Genomic DNA, 16,828 nt, shown 5'->3' with positions numbered 1-16,828 from the left:
TGAATGTGTATTGGCAACGGATGTCATGGTCTCAGCCTCGGCCGGGAACGATGGTTGCGGGAGCGCTCAATTGGCATCGAAGGTCGGCGTGAGGTCGATCTTGCTCCATTTTTCGGAGAGCTGCTTGATCGTGCCGTCCTTGGCCGCCTGCTTGATGGCACCGTCGAATTTCGCCTTCAGATCGGTTTCGCCCTTGCGCATGCCGAGCGCGACTTCCGTTGCCAGCATCGCACCCTTCACCATGGGACCCGACATCATCAGGTCGTCGTTGCCGGGTTTGCCGAGCACGGAGGTTTCGTAGACGCCGCTGTCGAAGCCGGCATCGATGCGGCCCGCCTTCAGGTCGAGATCACGCTCTCCGGAGCTCTTGTAGGCGCGCACCGTCACATCGGATCCGAAATAGGAATTGATCAATTGCTCCTGGCTGGTCGACTGGACGACACCGACCGTCTTGCTCTTCAAAGCCTTGCCGATCTCCGCCATCACCGGATCCGCCTTCGCCTTGTCGTTCAGGTTCAGGCGCTCGCCCGTCATCGGCAAAGGCGAAACCGATCCATCCTTCACGAGCAGGAAGCTTGCGACACCGCTCGCATAAGGCACGGTGAAATCGACCACCTGCTTGCGCTTCTCATTGATGCCGAGCGTCATTACCAGATCGAATTTTCCGGCGTTCAGGCTTGGGATCATCGCATTCCATTCGCCGGCTATCAGCTCGCAATCGACCTTGGTGCGCCTGCAGAGATCATTGATGAGATCGACGTCGAACCCTGCAAGCTTACCGCTCGAATCCATCATGTTCCACGGGGGGAAGGCGCCTTCGATGCCAACCTTGACATGGGTCCAGTCCTTGGCGCCGGCGGTCAGCGGAACAAGGAAGGCGATCGCGCCGAATACGGCGGCAAGCATTGTTCTATTTTTCATGTTCGTTCCCTTTTTACGACCGCTTGAACGGCCTTTTGTCATATTCGGTATTTGCTGAGCGTCAGTCCTCCAGAGCCGCCCGCAAGGCCGCATTGGCTTCGCGCAACGCGTGCGTGACACGGTTTCTCACCTGACGCGCGTGTACGACATAAAAGGCCGTATCCAGCGCGCCCTCGCCCAGTCTTGCCAGAGCGCGCAGCCCTTCCAGGGATGGCCAGGCAACGTGGGGGAGCGCGGAATCGGGATGGAAGCGTTCGCCGCTCGTGTAGTTCAGCGGCACGAGATGCCGCCCCGTGCGCATGAGCGAGGCGTCGATGCGCGCCGCTCTTTCCGGCGAAGGGTCTCTTAACTGCAAAAGCGAAGTTGCGTTGACGCGCAAGTCATTGACGGCCTGGGACAAGCCAGAGATATCGAGGCGGCCAGCAAGCGCCGCCTGCAATTGGTCGATCTGCTCGCCGAGGGAGGTGGCATATTCAGTGTAGTCGAGTGGTAGGACAGGCGACGCCAACAGCCGCCAGAGGACCTCGAGAACAATCTCCGTGTCGCGGCACAGATTGTCCGGATCGATGTGCTCCGCAGTATCGTGCGGCGTGTGCCACCACCATCCAAGCGCCGTCAGCATCTTGACGGGGCCGGGCGGCTGATGGCTGAGGCTGCCGAACATCGAGGGGATGCCGACGCCCCAGAAGGATTGATCGGCAGCGCGGCCATGACGCCTGCCCGCATGCTTCTGTCCGGTCACGCGCTCGATCACATCTGCAGCCAGGGGCCTGAGTTCGTCGATCACGCCGGAATTGGTGAGGACGGTCGCGCCCTCGCCACCGGTAGAGTCGACATTCACATGGACGGCGCAGCGGCGCTCGAGTTCGTCGAAATACTCATCCGCATACCAAGCCGAGCCGGAATAGCGGCCATGCGAATGACCGGACCAGAAGCATATGCGCAAGCCCCGCCGCCACTCTTGGCTGCGAAGAGCAAGCAGGCGTCCCGCCTCCAGCATCGTGGCGTTGGCGCCGCCATTGTCCATGACCCCGAAATGCCAGGTATCGTGATGGCCGGAGAACAACACGAACGGCACATCGTCACCCTTCGGCTGAAGGTCGGCAACAAGCAGCGGCGTCTTGCGCCAGCCCGTATCGACTTCCGCGCAAAGTGTTGCGGCCACGGTTTCCCCGTGTGCAAGCCTTTCTCGCAGCCGGTCGCCGTCATCCTTGGCAATCGAGCAGATGGCCGTCGTCGGCAATTTGTGGCGCGTGTGCTGCGACGGACTGCCCCAAACCGGCGAGACGCACATCTCGTAAAGATGTTCGTTCGGGCTGATATGAAGCGCACCGAGCGCGCCGGAAGCGCTCGCAAGAGCGGCCACTTCCTCAGTCGCGATACCATCGACCAGGACGATCTTGCCGATGACATCCTTGCCCGCGAAATCGGCTTCGGTTCCCTCGCCAACATGGATAAGGTCGCCGGTCACTCCCTCGGAAGGTGTCGAGACCGACATGGAATGGGTGATGCAACGAAGGTTCTCGCCATCGATTTCGACCCTGGCGGCACCCGGCAAGCTGATAAAGGCGTCATGCGACAGAAGCTGGGTGCGATAGCCAAAGCCATCCATTTGAGCTTGGAGATAGCGGAAGCTTTCCAGCTCCTCGGCCGTTCCCGACAGCTTTACACGGCGCGCGAATTCGTCGATATGCGCCATCAGGCGCGCGCGATCGGGCGTCAGAGCGGCCTCAGCCATTGCCCTTCTCCGGCAGCGGCGGCTGGACATCGTCCGGGATCGGATTGACGAAGGGCGTACCCTCAAGCCGTGCCTTGTGATCTTCCTTGGCAGAGGCGATGAGCGCGGGATTGCGAATCAACTCGGCCGCCGTGCTCGCCATCACCTTGGCGGCATGCTCGGTGCCCTTGTGAGCAACGGGCAGCTTGCCCTGCGCAACGAGCTGCCAGGAGTGGCCGGGCGTGCCGATCGCATAGGTGGCGCCACGCATCTGCACGGTCGGAACGACCCAGCTGACCGTTCCGACGTCCGTTGAGCCGACCAGCGTGCCGTCGCCGGCATTCAACGGAAAGATCTCTTCGCAGAGCGCCTGACCCTTCTTCGGCTTCAATGCGAATCGGCCGTAGGAAGCGGCTATGTCCTCTGCACTGAACGTCTGCTGGAACTTCCGCGCGGTCTCGCGATCTGCATCGTCGAACACCGGCGGTCCGAGCCGATCGAGCTGCGAAAACATGCATTCCTCAAGCGGCGTATTGCCGACAAGATTGGCATCGCCGCTGATGATCTCGCTGCGAACCGTGGTCTCCGTCATCAGGGCTGCGCCATCGGCAACCTTCTTGACGCGGGCGACCAGCAAGAGAAGCTCCGGCAGCGTACGTGCCCGCACGAGATAGCGCACGGTGGCGCGCGCCTGCACCACATTCGGGGCCGCGCCGCCGGAATCGGTGACAGCATAGTGGATGCGCGCCGTCGACGGCATGTGCTCGCGCATGTAGTTGACGCCGACATTCATGAGCTCGACCGCATCAAGCGCGCTGCGGCCGAGATGAGGTGTGGCCGAGGCGTGCGAGGCACGGCCTGAAAAATGAAAGTTGATCTCGTTGCAGGCAAGCGAGATGGGATTGTTGACGCCGGCAAAAGCAGCCGGATGCCAGGATATCGCGATGTCGACATCGTCGAACACGCCGGATCTGACCATAAAGCCCTTGGAGGAACCGCCTTCCTCGGCCGGACAGCCATAGTAGCGCACCCTGCCCTTCAAGCCGTTTTCCGCCAAGAAGTCCTTGACCGCGGCTGCGGCAAGCATCGAGCCGGCACCCAGCATGTTATGGCCGCAGCCATGGCCATTGCCGCCGTCGACCAGCGGCCGCTCTTGCGCAACACCTGCTTCCTGGCTCAATCCCGGCAGCGCATCGAACTCGCCGAGGATCGCGATGACAGGGCCATCCTCGCCCGCCTCGCCCATCACGGCCGTCGGCAGGCCGGCGATGCCGCGCTCGACGCGAAACCCCTGGCTCTCAAGCATCTGAGCATGTTCTTCGGCGGATCGGTATTCCTGGTAATTCGTTTCCGGAATGTCCCAGATCCGATCGCTGAGTGCGAAGAACTCCGCACTCTTCTTTTCGACGATGTTCCAGACCGCATCGGAATTTTGCATGGACTTGCCAACCGCCTCATATAATGGATACTAAATTGGTACCAATTTATGTGCCAATAAAAACGGATGCGCAAGAGATGAGCATGGATATTTTTTCGGCAGCGATACCGCACCTCGTTGTTGAAAAATGCGGACCTATGATAGTCATCGCCAACTTAGGAAGGTCTGGGAGAGCTGCATGAACTCGCTGGAAGCCGAAGCGACAGCGCGGACACAAGAGAGGGAAGCGCCCGACGTGACCGAGCTCATTCTCCAGGACATACTTGCAGGTAGGCTGCCGCCTGGGACATGGCTGAAGCAGATCGATCTTGAACGCCGCTACAACTGTACGCGGCCGCAGGTGCGTCGCGCGCTCGACCGCCTCGTGCAGAAGCGACTTGCCGAACATATTCCCAATCGCGGCTACCATGTGCACGAACAGGACGGTCGCCGTGCGCAGGAAGTGAGTGACATCCGCGTGATCCTCGAAGTGGCGGTCAGCGACCGCATCGTGGACAATGCCCGCGATGCGGATATCACCAATTTGCGGACCCTTGCCTTACGCTTCGACGATCTGGTGCTCAACGGCACCATGCTCGAACTCTATGAAGCCAACCTCGCCTTTCATCGTTATCTGCTGGTGCTTGCAGGAAATCAGGAACTTGTCGATCTCATCACCGAAATCCGGCAACGCACCTCGTCGGCACCGGTATCGCAATGGCGCACCCGAGCCCGCATCGAGCAGTCCGGCCGCGAACACCAACAGATGATAGACGCGATAGAAAAGCGCGATGTCGGTATGCTCAAGGAGCTAACCCGCAGGCATATCCTGCAGGCGTAGCTGAGATCGACCGCTGCTGCATACTGGAAGAGGCGCCCGGCGGGGCTTTTCGATCGCCGAGCGCCAGCAAGGGCTCGTGGTCCAGTCTCGCGCCACAAGGCCAATTGCCAATGCGTGGCTCCCTGCCCCGATCCGGACAACCGCTCCACTTCAGCGGGTTTGTCTTGCGATGACGGGAATGATGGCCGCGGCCAGAAACAGAATACCGCTATAGGTGAAGGGACTCCACCAACCGACGCCGTCGAACAGCATCCCACCTGTGAAAGCTCCCGCGGTGATTGCCGCCTGGATCAGCGCCACCAGCAGTCCACCGCCTGCTTCAAGCTGGTCAGGGATAGTGCGCGTCATCCACGTATTCCAGGCCACAGGAATGGGCGTGGCGAAGAGCCCGAACAGGCAGAGAAGTACACCAACCGCAACACCTGACGGCGCCAAAGGAATGAGCAGCAGGGCGACCGCGGCAAGTGCCGCCGGGAACCCGACGAGGACGGCGTCCAGATGCGCTCGCAACAGGAAGCCGATCAAGGAGGTACCGAGCAGGCCGAACAAGCCGATGCCGAGTAGAACGACCGAGAGTTCATTAACATCGAGCCCTGTCACATCACCAAGGACCGGCCGAAGATAGGTCGATAGCGCGAACTGGCCCATGAAGAAGAAGGACATGGCAGCCATGCTGATTGCAAAGATGCGGTCCCGCAGCAGTCCGAGGGGACCGCTACCGGCGCTCTTTGAACCGCCGGGCATCCGCGGCAGGGAAAGGAGTTGCCAGGCGAAGGCGATGATGCCTACCGGAACGACGATGAAGAAGGCACCGCGCCAGCCTACCAATCCGCCGAGGAAACTTCCCAGCGGCTGAGCGATGACCGTCGCCAGAGCCGTTCCGCCCTGCAGCATCGCAAGCGCCTTCGGAACGTCTTGTTCGGCAGCAATACGCGCAACGATGGAGGTGGACAAGGACCAGAAACCGCCGATCGCAACGCCGATCAGCGCGCGGCCGAGCATGAAAACGAGATAGTTGGGCGCAAAGGTGATCGCCAGGCCGGAGACCACCATGACGATCGTATAGGACAAGACCACTGTCCGGCGATCCAGCCGCCACAGCAGCATGTTGCTGAACAGGCTGGTGACGACTGCGAAAAACCCGGAAACGGAGATCGCCTGGCCCGCCTGACCCGCGGTAATGCCAAGCTCTTCGGCGATCGGGGTCAGCAGGCTGACGGGCAAGAATTCTGAAGCGACGAGAGTGAAGGTCATCAGCGTCAAACAGATGATTGCAGCCCATGGGCTGGCCGCACGCTCGACGGCGCGGTCATAGGTGGTTTCCATATCGATTGTCCAAAAAAATTGCTCAAAACGAGCTGTTCAAGGGATAGTCTCGATGGGACGGAGGCGCCGCCCGGATTGTGCGCGAAGCGCGCGCGTAATGTCGCCGCAGGCGATCAAGACGTCAGCGGCTGGAAGGATAAAGGTCTCTTCCTTGTAGCCTGCTCCTCACATCCTCAGCAGTGTCTTGATGGCGCTTCGCTCATCCATGGCCTTGTAGCCATGCGCGACGTCAGCAAGCGGAACCTCGAGATCGAAGACCCTTCCAGGATTGATTTGCCGGGTCATGATGAGATCGACGAGATGGGGGAGAAAGCGACGTACGGGAGCCGGGCCGCCGAGCAGGTTCTTCTGTTGGAAGAACAGCATCTGCCCGTCGAGTTCAACGCCATGCGGGACGCCGACATAGCCGATCGAGCCGCCGGGTCGGGCGCTATTGATCGCTTGCAGCATGGATTCCTGCGTACCGACACATTCAAGAACGGAATCAGCACCAACCCCTCCAGTCAGTTCCTTGATCTTCGCCACGCCTGCATCGCCGCGCTCGGTGACGATGTCGGTTGCGCCATATTCGAGGGCAAGTTCCTGACGTTGCTTGTGGCGACTCATGGCGATGATGCGTCCAGCACCCATCTGCTTGGCGGACAACACACCCATGAGACCGACAGCGCCGTCGCCGACCACGACCGCCGTGCATCCCGAAGTAATGCGTGCAGCGTCCGCTGCATACCAACCCGTGCCCAGAACGTCCGAGGCCGCAAGAAGGCTCGGGATCAAATCGTCCGATGGCATGGTGCCGGTTGCGACCAGAGTTCCGTCGGCCAGCGCGATCCGTGCATAGGGAGCCTGGGCCGCGGACATGAACTCACGATGTTCGCAAGACGACTGAAAGCCAAACTGGCAATGCGGGCACGTGTTGTCCGAAAGACAAAACGAGCCAACGACGAACTGGCCCGGCCGGATCGTCTTCACCTCGCTGCCTACTTCCACGACGACGCCGCAATATTCGTGCCCCATATGCTGCGGCTCAGTCACCGCCTGGATGCCACGATACGGCCAGAGGTCGGAGCCGCAGACACAGGATGCAGAGAGCTTGATGATGGCATCGGTCGGCTTGAGGATCTTCGGGTCCGGGACTTCTTCGCAACGAATGTCGCCGGGGGCATGAAGGACTGTTCCGAGCATGGCATGGTCTCCCGTCGGGGCGCGTTGCGCCTGTCTGTTTCGTGATCGGGAGATCAGATAGCATCACCAGATAAATCGGATTAGATAGGGTAATTTGCATGAACCTATCGAAAATTGATATTAATATGCCCTGCGATTTTAGGGTAGGACGAGGTTATGCCACGGGAAAACTTCAACGAACTGCTGGTGTTCCTGGCCGTCGCCGAGGAACGAAGCTTCACAAAGGCCGCCGCGAAGCTGGGCACATCCCAGTCGACGCTGAGCCACACGGTGAAGAAGCTTGAAGAACGTCTGGGCATGCGCCTGCTTACGCGCACGACGAGAAGCGTCGGACTGACCGAGGCTGGCGAGCGCCTGCAACAGTCCCTGTCGCCTCGTATCGCCGAGATCGAAGCGGACATCGAAGCCTTGACCGTCTATCGGGAGCGACCGGCCGGAACCGTCAAGATCACGCTTTCCAACCACGCAATGGAAAGTGTCGTTTGGCCGAAATTGTCGTCCATCCTTTCCGATTATCCCGACATCAAGTTCGAACTCAGCGTCGATGGCAGCTTCCGCAACATTGTCGAAGACGGGTTCGATGCTGGTGTCAGACTTGGCGAAAGCCTCGAGAAGGACATGATAGCAGTGCGCATTGGCCCCGACTGGAGGCTGGTGGCGGTCGGCTCTCCAGCATACTTCAAAGCCCGCCCCGTACCGCTGACGCCTCAGGAGTTGATGCGTCACAACTGTATTCGTCGACGCCTTGACCGCATCGGCGGTCTTTACGCCTGGGAATTCGAGAAGGACGGAGAGGAGATCCGGGTCAGAGTCGAGGGTCAGCTCACCTTGAATACCGACCGTGAGATGATATCGGCTGCCCTTGACGGACATGGGATCGCCTACGTTCCGGAAAGCTATGTCGAGGATCATCTGGAGGCGGGACGGCTTCAACTCGTCCTCGACGACTGGTGTCCGAAATTTGCCGGCTACTACCTTTATTATCCCAGCCGCCGACAGAACCTTCGCGCCTTCTCAGTCGTCATAGATGCCCTTCGGGAAAGAAGCTGAGGCCAGGTGCACCGTTATCAAAATGCGGACGATCCGCCACTGATCTCGCTCGTGCATAACGACAGCAACGCACCATACAGTGGTTACGGCTCAAGCCCACTGACGACCAAGTCGTGCACTGCACAGGCAGATGCCGGGCCAAACGCAATCTTACTGTTCCAACAAGGGCACGTCTCTCAGTTCCGAGTATCGTGATCAGTGAAAGCGATTGAACCCAATGACTGTCGGCAGTTCGGGTGCCATTCTTGCTTTCTCGACAGGGATCTCTTCATATCGCCAAGCTATTTCCTGCTCCGGCTTGCGCTCTTGAAAGATAGTGGCCCGTCGCCAGCCAATAGGCTTCCTCTCATAGCTGCGGCCAGGCGATCAGTGCCCTTGTTGTTGTCCGGCAAAGGGTACGGCTTCTGCAAAACTTCGAATATGCTCTTCGCATACGCAACAACCAATCGATGCGGTTCGACGCCTGCAAATCGCAAGTACCCGCAGACGTCTATAGCGGCCGGAATCAACGCTTCATGAGATGGCCGAACCCCGACCAAGGCGACGTCGGGTTTTCTCCGAAGCCATCGAACAGTTGCCTGAGATCTTCATCAGATGTCATCCGCCTACCCCCTTATGCGTAGACGTCGGTATGGAGTTCCGAAGCGTCTGGCACTGGATTGGCCTTGGCAAAATCGACTGCCTCCGCGACAATCTCCTTGATCTCCATTTCGATCAGCTTGATGTCAGCCTCTGTCGCATGTCCATCTTCAAGGATGCGGGCACGGGAACGATTGATCGGATCGTGCTCGTTCTTGACCTTTTCCACCTCCTCGCGCGGGCGGTATTTCGCGGGATCGGACATCGAATGTCCGCGATAACGGTAGGTCAGCATTTCGAGGATGAACGGTCCCTTGCCGGATCGTGCATATTCTACAGCCTTGGCGCCGGCGGCTCGCACGGCGCGGACATCCATGGCATCGACCTGCTCGCCCGGAATGTTGAAAGACAGGCCGCGCTGTGAAAGATTGAGATTTGCCGAAGCGCGCTCGATGCTTGTCCCCATGCCGTAGTGATTGTTTTCGATGACGTAGATGACAGGCAGGTCCCAGATCTTCGCCATGTTGAAGCTCTCGTAGACCTGGCCCTGGTTGGATGCCCCGTCGCCGAAATAAGTCAGGCAGACGCGGTCATTGCCGCGGTATTTGTTGGCGAAGGCAAGACCCGTACCGAGAGACGCCTGCGCGCCGACAATGCCGTGGCCACCGTAAAAGCCCTGCCCCGGTGCAAAGATATGCATGGAGCCACCCTTGCCCTTTGAAGCCCCCGCCATGCGGCCGGTCAGTTCAGCCAGCACGGCTTTGGGAGCCATGCCCGCCATCAAGGCATGACCGTGATCACGATAGGCGGTGATAACCTGGTCGCCCTCGCCGATCGTCATCTGCATGCCGACAACTACGGCCTCCTGACCGATATAGAGATGGCAGAAGCCGGCAATCAGGCCTTCCCCATACATTTGGCCGCAGCGCTCCTCGAAGCGGCGTATCAATAGCATGTCGCGAAAGGCTTTTAATTCTTCAGCCTTCGAAAAAACGAAATTCGGATCGGCATTCAGCTTGGCCATGGCATTTCCTTCATATTGAGATTAGCAGCGGCGCCAAAGCTCAAGCGCTTGAGAGCTTGAGACCGACGATCCCGCTTAGGGTGACCGCGATCCAGAAAAGCCGGGCGAAGGTCGCGGGTTCGCGGAACATCACGATACCGACGGCGATCGATCCTATCGCGCCGATACCGGTCCAGACCGCATAGGCAGTGCCTATCGGCAGCACCTGGAGCGCTTTGCCGAGGGCGTAGATAAAGGCGGCGAGCAGGCCGAAGGACAGGATGGACCAAGCCAATCGGCTATAGCCGTCGGCCATCTTCACGCTGATCGCCCAGCACACGTCGAGCAGGCCGGAGAGGATCAGCAGCGTCCAAGCCATACTCGTTCCCATACGCGTCCCCATTCCTTCATCGTCTCATCTTGCAATGCCCCCGCAAAACAGGATTGCGTCGACTTGGGCACGGGACTGAATGATAGGAGTGCCGTGGGCGAAAGACCCGTTGTCGTTTGGCAAGCCAATATTTCCGACTGGCAATGGTGATGATCGCGCTTCCACATGCCTTTGCACGACGGCAATCCAGTGCGGCCGTGCTGTCACCAGACGTGACACCCCTCTCATCGCTTGCAGCCTTGCAAACCGGAAAGGCAGCCTTGCGCGTTTGCAATACAAACCCCGCAGTTTAGAACCTATACTATATTGCGAAACTGCACGACGTGGGGCGTCGAGCGACATTGATCTTTCCGATTTGCAATATGGCATATCGGATTACCAATCAGATTTGCGAGGTAACAAGAGTGAGCGACTGGAACGAATTCAGGATTGTGCTGGCGATCGGGAGAGCGGGATCGCTTGTTGGCGCGGCAAAAGATCTGGGCCACGATCACTCGACGATTTTCCGCTGGCTGAACGCCCTGGAAAAGCGCAGAGGAGTACAGTTGTTCGATCGAACGTTAAGCCAGTATGTTCCGACCGAAGCCGGCCTGCAGATGGTCATGGCTGCCGAGCGGCTCGAAGCGGAGATCCTGGCACTCGACCGTTCGATCACCGGCCAGGACACACGCCTGTCGGGTAAGCTCAGGATCACCTCGTCCGAGACTTTGGCATACCGCATTCTCAACGAGGTGCTCGCCGGCTTTCGTCGCGAGCATGATGGCATCGAACTTGAGCTACTGGTCGATAACAGACAGCTCGATCTCCTCCGTCGCGAAGCCGACATCGCTATTCGAGCGACGCGCCCTCATGAGGGCGAGCTGTTCGGACGCAAGATCGCGTCGACGCCCTGGACCTTCTACGGCAGCAGCCTCTATCTCGCGGATCGGGGGCGCCCCACCGACATTGCCTCGCTTTCCAGCCATTCCGTAATCGGCTGGGACAGCGGTGCCGTCGCGGCGGCATCGAAGTGGCTGACGGACAATATCTCATCCCGCGCCTTCGCATATCGCTCAAGCAGCCTCATCAATCAGCTCATGGCTGTGAAGGCCGGCCTGGGACTGGCGCTCCTGCCTTGTTATCTCGGCGATCTCGAGCCTGACATCGAGCGAGTTCAGGACCCATTGGAGGAACTCACCCGGGAACTATGGCTGATTACGCACAAGGATCTACGCAACACGGCACGCGTGCGGGCTTTCTTCGATCATGTCGGCGGCGGCCTGCTTGCACGCCGCGCGCTGCTGGAGGGAGAACATGTCAGATCTCCGGTTACGGTCGACTAGGAGAATGAGCAGCCTCGTTATTTGCGCAAACCCTCTGCAACCAGTGCCGCATGTACACCGGGACGCTCGCCGATCCGCGACAGATAAGGAGCCAGATGTGGCCAGGGGCTGAGATCGATGCCCCGTCCCCTGGACCAGTTCATGATGGTGAAGCAATAGGCATCCGCAACACTGAAGCGACCGCCGACAAGATAGTCCTGCTTGGCAAGATGAGCTTCCAGGACTTGAAAACGCTCCCGCAATCTTTCCCTGGCAACATCCGCAGCCTGAACGCCATATTCGGGATGGAAAAGCCAGGGGCTGAAGGTCTTGTGCAGCTCGGAGCTGATGAAGGTCAGCCATTCCTGCAGACGATAGCGCTCGAAACTGTCCTTGGCAGGCGCCAGCATCGCTTCCGGTTTCTGATCGGCCAGATACAGCAGGATCGCAACGCCTTCGGTCAACACCTCACCATTGTCGAGTTCCAGCACAGGCACTACACCCTTTGCACTGACAGCCTTCAGATCACGGCCATCCTCGAGGCGGTGCGGTTCGCTGCCAATATCCACCTTTGCGAGATGGAGAGGAATGCCCGCCTCCACGGCAACGATGTGGGCAGCCATCGAGCACACTCCGGGCGCGTAATAGAGTTTCATTCCAACGTCTCCTGCGGATGTTTTTCGTGCCGACAGGATAGGCGCTTTGGAAACAAAAACCTGATTGGAAACTGGCAAGCGCGTGTTGTCGCTTCGCAAAGTGCTAGGTACGACGGCAAGCGATCGCAATGGCGCGTGCAACGGTCTCTGGCACCTGCGCATGAGCATCCTGTTCGCTCATCAGACCGAGAAGGCGTTCGCGATGGATGCCGCTCAAGAATAGTTCGAGCAGCGAGCGGGCGGCATGCGGCACATCGAGGCCGGGGATGGTTTCGCGATCGGATAGAAATTGGGTGAGGATAGCAAGGCCTCTTTGAAACCCGCTTTCGAAGAACGCCTCACACAGCTCAGACATACGATCCGCGACCGCAATGACGGTTCTGCCGGCAGCAATGGCGGGCTCGCCAGTCATCAGGCAGGCAAAGGCTATTCCAAAGCGAAGCAGCCATTCCCGGTCGCTTTCTTCGGTCGGATGTGTGTTGATGAGCCCTACGAAGACGCGGTCGTGGATCTCATCGCAAAGGGCGCGAAACAACGCCTCCTTGCTGTCGAAATAGGCATAGATTGTTCCTTTGGAGACGCCCGCTTCCCGCCTCAGTTCGTTGACCGAGGTACGATCATAGCCGTGTGTGAAAAACACGCGCTCGGCAGCAGCCAAAATCTGCGCGCGTTTTCTGATTTTCGTCCGAGTTTCTCCTTGTCGCATTTCCTTGTGCCAGTGCCGATACCGTTGTTTCAATCTCTCAGTTGCGCAAAGAGCATACGCGACCCAGCCGACGGAGCCGCTTGGAAGCCGGCAAGCGGAGCTTGCCACACGACAACCAGGCGATGCGAGACGCGGGATAAGATCATCCGTTAGACAGAATATGTTCGCGTTCAGCCGTGCGGCTAAACCAGTCAACAAACAGAGCGAGCGTAGCTATCACGTCGCAGAGCGCGGCGGGAACACGGCTTGCGAACACAGAATGGACGAGAGACGGAATGGGTGAAGAATCAGGGCGCACCGCAACGCCGTTGCTTGATCGGATCAAGACCCCTCGGGATCTCTGGAACCTCTCGATCGAACAGCTTCGGCAACTGGCGACAGAACTTCGTACCGAGACGATCGATGTCGTATCACAGACGGGAGGCCATCTTGGCTCGTCGCTCGCAGTCATCGAGCTGACCATTGCCCTGCATGCCGTCTTTCACACGCCGCATGACCGGCTCATTTGGGATGTCGGTCACCAGACCTACCCGCATAAGATCCTAACTGGGCGGAGGGATCGGATTTTGACGATCCGCCAGCGTGGCGGCCTTGCAGGGTTCACCGCACGCAGCGAAAGTGAATATGATCCGTTCGGTGCGGGCCATTCGTCAACATCGATCTCCGCCGGCCTTGGCATGGCCGTCGCCCGGGATCTGCGCATGGCGGAAGGTTCCGGTGGCGAACGAGCCATCGTCTGCGTGATCGGCGACGGCGCGATGAGCGCCGGCATGGCCTACGAGGCGATGAACAATGCCGGGGCGATGAAGGCGCGGATGATCATCATCCTCAACGACAACGAGATGTCGATCGCACCACCGACCGGGGCGATGAGCGGTTATCTCTCGCGCCTTGTCAGCAGCCGGAAATTCCTGACCCTTCGCGATCTGGGCCTGAAACTCGCCGGCCAGGTCTCGTCTAGGCTCGAACGCAAGGCCCGCCGGGTCGACGCAATGGCGCGGAGCATGATGACGGGATCGACGCTGTTCGACGATCTCGGCTGCTATTATATCGGACCTATCGACGGGCACGACCTTCACCAGCTCATCCCTGTTCTACGCAATGCGCGCGAGGCCGACATCGATGGCCCAATTCTGATCCACGCGGTCACGCGGAAGGGAAAGGGCTTCGCGCCGGCAGAGCGAAATCCGGAAAAGCTGCATGCGGTCGCACGGTTTGACGTCGCAACCGGTGAGCAGGAGAAGACCAAGCCCGGACCACCGAAATATCAGGATGTCTTTGCAAAAGCGCTGATTACCGAAGCTGAACAGGACCCTCGGATTGTCGCAATCACGGCGGCGATGCCATCCGGAACCGGGCTCGACAAATTTGCGGCACGCTTTCCGTCACGGTTCTTCGACGTCGGGATCGCGGAGCAACATGCAGTAACGTTTGCTGCCGGACTGGCCGCCGAAGGCATGGCTCCCTTTTGCGCTATCTATTCGACCTTCCTTCAGCGCGCCTATGACCAGATCGTGCATGACGTCGCCATCCAGCGGCTGCCGGTTCGCTTTGCAATCGATCGCGCCGGACCGGTGGGAGCCGACGGGGCGACCCATGCGGGAAGCTTCGATCTTGTCTATCTCGGCTGCCTGCCCGACATCGTGCTGATGGCGCCGGCCGATGAAGCCGAACTCGTCCACATGGTTGCGACCGCCCGCAAGATCGATGACCGTCCCAGCGCGCTGCGATATCCGCGAGGCCCCGGCACAGGCGTCCTCCTGCCGGCGAAGGCTGAAGAGCTGAGCATAGGGCGCGGCCGGATAGTGCGAGAAGGAAGCACCGCGGCAATCTTGTCGCTCGGAACACGCCTTGCGGATGCTCTGGAAGCTGCGCGTCTGCTGGAGGCCGACGGATTGTCCGTAACCGTGGCCGACGCGCGGTTCGCCAAACCGCTGGATCTGGAGCTGATCTCTCAGTTGGCTCGAAGCCATCCAGTCCTGGTGACGATCGAAGAAGGCTCGGCCGGCGGATTCGGAGCTGCTGTCATGCACCATCTGACATGGGAAGGTTTGCTGGATCGGCGGTTGGTTTTCCGGGCGATGACACTACCGGATCGCTTCATTGACCATGATAGTCAGGAAGGACAGCTCGCCGACGCCAAACTGAAGACAATGCATATCGTTGAGACCGTTCAACAGTGTCTCAAGCAATCAGTCGGCCATAGTTGACTAGGCTGTTCCGGGTGGAGATCAACAATCCGCCGATTCAGACCCTACCTCCTGGCATGATATCCAACGGGATGGGGCACACATAAGGCTTGCCTTCGGTTCTTTCTCTCCATTCCGCTCTCGCCTCAGCCAGGAGCAGCGGTGACATCATCAAGGAGAGCCCGGTTGTCGCAAGCGTCTTTGCCGCATGTGACATCGCCTTGTGGGCGGCCGCACTTTTCCCCTGCGCCACGACCTGCCAGGTATGGGGATTGGTGCCGATCGCCCAAGCAGGCGCCCAGCACTGCGCCGTAGGCACCACCCAGCTGACGTCACCGACATCGGTCGATCCCGCCCGGAAATGAGATTGCCCCTCGAATTCGCGCAAGCCCATATGCATGGGCGTCGATCCGTCGATCCTCGTGTTGGAGAAGACATCACCCTTGATCTGATAGAGCCGGATGCTGCTCCTGATTGCCTCTTCCGTAAACGTCTTCTGGATGGACCTTGCGAAAGCAAGATCCGCCTCGTCGAACGCAATCGGCCCAAGCGCGACCATGTGCTCGTGCATGGCGGTCTCGAGGGTAATGTTGGGCAGAAGACTCGTAGAGGCTGTATCGAAGGCAACCTCAACCTCTGTCTCCGTCATCATGGCTGCACCGCGCGCGACCTTCTCCACGCGTCTGGCAAGATCGAGGGCCTGCGGCATTTCCGGAGCTCGGATCAGATAGAGAACTTCGGCCCTGGCTTGAACGACGTTTGCAGCCTTGCCACCCGCATCGGTGATCGCATAATGCACACGGCAATCCTGCGGCATGTGCTCGCGCAGGAAGTTGACACCGACATTCATCAGCTCGACCGCATCGAGCGCCGATCGCCCGAGATGGGCGGCGTTCGACGCATGAGCGGCAATACCCTTGAAGCGATAGTAATATTCGAGGACGGCAAGGTTATTGGTTGAGCGGACACCGTTGAAAGGCGCCGGGTGCCAGGTCAGCGCGGTATCGACATCGTCGAACAGGCCGGCACGCACCATGAAGGTTTTGCCAGAGCCACCCTCCTCGCCAGGGCAGCCATAATAGCGAACGGTTCCTGGAAGATTGTTCGCCTTCATATACTTGGCAAGGGCGATCGCCGCCATCAGCGAACCGACGCCAAGCAGGTTGTGGCCGCAGCCATGTCCTGTGGCACCGTCGATCATGGCTTCATGCGCAGCTACATTTGCGACCTGGCTCATGCCGGCCAGCGCGTCGAATTCCCCCAGGAAGGCGATGACGGGCTTACCGGCACCAAAATCGCCGACGAAGGCCGTATCCATGCCCGCAACTCCGCGCCGCACGGAGAAACCATTGTCTTCAAGCGCCCTTGCGAGAACTTCCGACGAACGCGTCTCCTCGAATTTCAGTTCGGCAAAATCCCAGATGCTGTCGCTGAGCTTCGTGAAATCCGGCTTCATCACCTCGATCGCTTCGGCGATCGCCATCACGGCCTCATGATTCATGGCATGTCCTCGCATTGCAATTCACCCTTTCGGCAAGGCGTGGCGCAT

At 59.4% G+C, this 16,828-nt stretch carries 14 protein-coding genes; 4 read left to right on the top strand and 10 right to left on the bottom strand.

All coding sequences use genetic code 11. From position 1 onward, the window contains the following. Positions 1-66: 66 nt before the first annotated feature. From BJ928_RS17030 to BJ928_RS17020, 3 genes are all read right to left on the bottom strand, one after another. Positions 67-921, bottom strand: a complete 855-nt coding sequence (locus tag BJ928_RS17030) for a transporter substrate-binding domain-containing protein (RefSeq protein ID WP_047631272.1) — start codon at positions 919-921, stop codon at positions 67-69. Between the two features lie 61 nt (positions 922-982). After that, a complete protein-coding gene (locus BJ928_RS17025) occupies positions 983-2,659 on the bottom strand; it encodes a M28 family peptidase (RefSeq protein ID WP_047631274.1) in 1,677 nt (558 codons plus the stop codon). Next, a complete protein-coding gene (locus BJ928_RS17020) occupies positions 2,652-4,076 on the bottom strand; it encodes a M20 family metallopeptidase (protein WP_047631275.1) in 1,425 nt (474 codons plus the stop codon). Before BJ928_RS17020 ends, BJ928_RS17025 begins: the two co-directional genes overlap by 8 nt. A 178-nt stretch (positions 4,077-4,254) precedes the next feature. Between BJ928_RS17020 and BJ928_RS17015 the strand changes: the two genes are divergently transcribed. After that, positions 4,255-4,896 carry a GntR family transcriptional regulator gene (locus BJ928_RS17015; protein WP_047631277.1) on the top strand — a complete coding sequence of 214 codons (642 nt, stop codon included), beginning with the start codon at positions 4,255-4,257 and terminating at the stop codon, positions 4,894-4,896. Between the two features lie 150 nt (positions 4,897-5,046). Here BJ928_RS17015 and BJ928_RS17010 read toward each other — a convergent pair whose 3' ends face one another. Next, complete coding sequence (locus BJ928_RS17010; RefSeq protein WP_047631278.1) at positions 5,047-6,222, bottom strand: MFS transporter; 1,176 nt, start codon at positions 6,220-6,222, stop codon at positions 5,047-5,049. 165 nt (positions 6,223-6,387) lie between these two features. Then, the gene (locus BJ928_RS17005; RefSeq protein WP_047631280.1) at positions 6,388-7,404 is read right to left on the bottom strand and encodes a zinc-dependent alcohol dehydrogenase family protein; all 1,017 of its coding nucleotides are present in this window, start codon (positions 7,402-7,404) and stop codon (positions 6,388-6,390) included. 156 nt (positions 7,405-7,560) lie between these two features. Here BJ928_RS17005 and BJ928_RS17000 point away from each other — a divergent pair, with 156 nt between their 5' ends. After that, complete coding sequence (locus BJ928_RS17000) at positions 7,561-8,454, top strand: LysR family transcriptional regulator (RefSeq protein ID WP_047631282.1); 894 nt, start codon at positions 7,561-7,563, stop codon at positions 8,452-8,454. A 613-nt stretch (positions 8,455-9,067) separates the two neighbouring features. Here the strand turns inward: BJ928_RS17000 and pdhA are convergent. Further along, on the bottom strand, positions 9,068-10,057 hold the full coding sequence (gene pdhA / locus BJ928_RS16995; protein WP_047631284.1) for a pyruvate dehydrogenase (acetyl-transferring) E1 component subunit alpha: 990 nt from the start codon (positions 10,055-10,057) through the stop codon (positions 9,068-9,070). Positions 10,058-10,097: 40 nt separating this feature from the next. Next, a complete protein-coding gene (locus tag BJ928_RS16990) occupies positions 10,098-10,415 on the bottom strand; it encodes a multidrug efflux SMR transporter (protein WP_047631285.1) in 318 nt (105 codons plus the stop codon). A gap of 416 nt (positions 10,416-10,831) precedes the next feature. On the opposite strand from BJ928_RS16990, the gene BJ928_RS16985 reads away from it, so the two are divergent. Further along, on the top strand, positions 10,832-11,749 hold the full coding sequence (locus BJ928_RS16985; RefSeq protein WP_047631287.1) for a LysR family transcriptional regulator: 918 nt from the start codon (positions 10,832-10,834) through the stop codon (positions 11,747-11,749). 17 nt (positions 11,750-11,766) lie between these two features. Here BJ928_RS16985 and gstA read toward each other — a convergent pair whose 3' ends face one another. Both gstA and BJ928_RS16975 read right to left on the bottom strand, forming a co-directional pair. Then, a complete protein-coding gene (gstA, locus tag BJ928_RS16980) occupies positions 11,767-12,384 on the bottom strand; it encodes a glutathione transferase GstA (RefSeq protein ID WP_047631289.1) in 618 nt (205 codons plus the stop codon). A 103-nt stretch (positions 12,385-12,487) separates the two neighbouring features. Further along, positions 12,488-13,090, bottom strand: coding sequence for a TetR/AcrR family transcriptional regulator (locus BJ928_RS16975; protein WP_082011846.1), 603 nt, complete (start codon positions 13,088-13,090; stop codon positions 12,488-12,490). Between the two features lie 275 nt (positions 13,091-13,365). On the opposite strand from BJ928_RS16975, the gene dxs reads away from it, so the two are divergent. Then, positions 13,366-15,300 (top strand): 1-deoxy-D-xylulose-5-phosphate synthase, encoded by a 1,935-nt coding sequence (dxs, locus tag BJ928_RS16970; protein ID WP_047631291.1) that lies wholly within the window; start codon positions 13,366-13,368, stop codon positions 15,298-15,300. A gap of 37 nt (positions 15,301-15,337) precedes the next feature. Here the strand turns inward: dxs and BJ928_RS16965 are convergent, their stop codons facing one another. Next, positions 15,338-16,780 carry a M20 family metallopeptidase gene (locus tag BJ928_RS16965; RefSeq protein WP_047631293.1) on the bottom strand — a complete coding sequence of 481 codons (1,443 nt, stop codon included), beginning with the start codon at positions 16,778-16,780 and terminating at the stop codon, positions 15,338-15,340. Positions 16,781-16,828: the final 48 nt, after the last annotated feature.

The sequence above is a fragment of the Rhizobium sp. WW_1 genome (assembly GCF_003610155.1).
GTDB classification, from domain to species: Bacteria; Pseudomonadota; Alphaproteobacteria; order Rhizobiales; family Rhizobiaceae; genus Rhizobium; species Rhizobium tropici_A.
This window is presented reverse-complemented; position numbering and strand designations above follow the sequence as displayed.